This window comes from Maritimimonas sp. 2405UD52-3 (assembly GCF_056591715.1).
In genome coordinates this window covers 1-1,526 of record NZ_JBWQOL010000013.1, presented here as the reverse complement: position 1 = coordinate 1,526, position 1,526 = coordinate 1, and the positions used below count along the sequence as shown (strand labels likewise).

The following is a 1,526-nucleotide window of genomic DNA, read 5'->3' as shown; positions in this document are numbered from 1 at the left end:
TCACCTGTGTATGGTGTAGTGAGGTGCAGCCTCACGGGGAGCCATAAATGGCACCTCATTACCTATACACTTTGTTATATACTGTTGTTGTGGGAATAAAAATACATATAAAAAATAAGGACAGGTGATATATTGAGGTGTTATTTACAGGTGACGTTATAGTACAATTTTCAGTTGGGTAAGTGCTATGGAATGCGCGCTACTGAATGCCGGAGGCAATTGTACTATAACGGTTGGTGTATGGTTAGTTGCTATTGTTACGCAACTAAAATGGCAAAAGGAAACCGAACGTAGAGAAAATCCGTAGGATTTTCCGAGTACACACAGACCCAAGCAATTAATTATACACGCTGTTAGCAGTAGTTTTTATGTTATTAAAATATTTTCACCTTTTACATCAGTTCTTACTTTTTCCGAATAACCTTTAAAATAGTTGGGTAGATCGGTTTCATTCCCATGATTTTCTATCCGCTGTCTTACTTTATCAAAGGCTAGAATTCCAATTTCAGAATCAGGTAGTCCAGTCAATAAAATAGGTTGATTTAATGGCTTATACCAACTTAAAATTCCGCTAAATTTTTTTATTGCTATTTGAAAAATGTAAGACCCTGCTTGTTCGATAAGTTTATTTAGAGCTTTATCTGAAAATTCGTTTTGAAAGTCTGAAAAATTAACCAAAAACTTGTCTAAGTATAACAAACTTTCTAGTGAATAGTCAAATTCATTGTCATATTTATTACCATAGCCTTTAACAAATCTTTCGGATCTTTTTAATGTCAAACCATCTAATTTTGTAACGGTTCTATCAATGTCTGTTGTATTTAGTTTCTCTTGATTAATAAAATTCAGAGGATTTATTTTAGATGTAATCTTACTTATGGATTGTACGTGAGCAAAATACCTATGTGGGCCTATTTCATCAAATCCAATGATTAATAAGTATTCAGACAAACATGATTCGCAAGTTTTAATTGAATAATAAGGAGTCACTTCATCTATTGTTTCAATTATGTCCATGCCAGGAAATTGTTTGAAATTCAGATTTGAAACTTGATTTATAGAATGAAATGAATTTGAATCTTTTTTAAGTAATTTTGATAGACTGTTATTTTCAAAATTCCGAAACTTTAAACTAAGGTTGCTTTCACAATTTGGACAGTTGAAGTCATAATTTATATTTTGAAATTTTTGCTCTTGTCCGCCTTCGTAGAATACTAAATCTCTTCTCTTTTTAGCTAAATATATGTTTTCGATTTGGTAATCAGATAAATTCATTCTCATATTGCTGCTAACTCAAGGGTTAAACGTAGTTCTGTTTTGAGAATGAAAAGATACTAAATTCTTTATCAATAATTTGAGAATCAGACTTCCTATTACTCTCATATTATTGATTGTCAATTAGCTTCACGTTAGTGAAGTGTTGATTGCAGAATTTATTAGATTGGGAATTCGAGGAGCAGGGTCAAATTACTTTTAACCGACGATGTCACACGTTTTGGCTCGAAGCCCGTTAAAGGTGATATACT

Annotated in this window: 1 protein-coding gene; it reads right to left on the bottom strand. The window is 32.2% G+C overall.

Going from position 1 to position 1,526, the window contains the following annotated elements:
* Positions 1-366 precede the first annotated feature (366 nt).
* Positions 367-1,275, bottom strand: a complete 909-nt coding sequence (locus AC1EU5_RS15940; protein WP_480193412.1) for a hypothetical protein — start codon at positions 1,273-1,275, stop codon at positions 367-369.
* Positions 1,276-1,526: the final 251 nt, after the last annotated feature.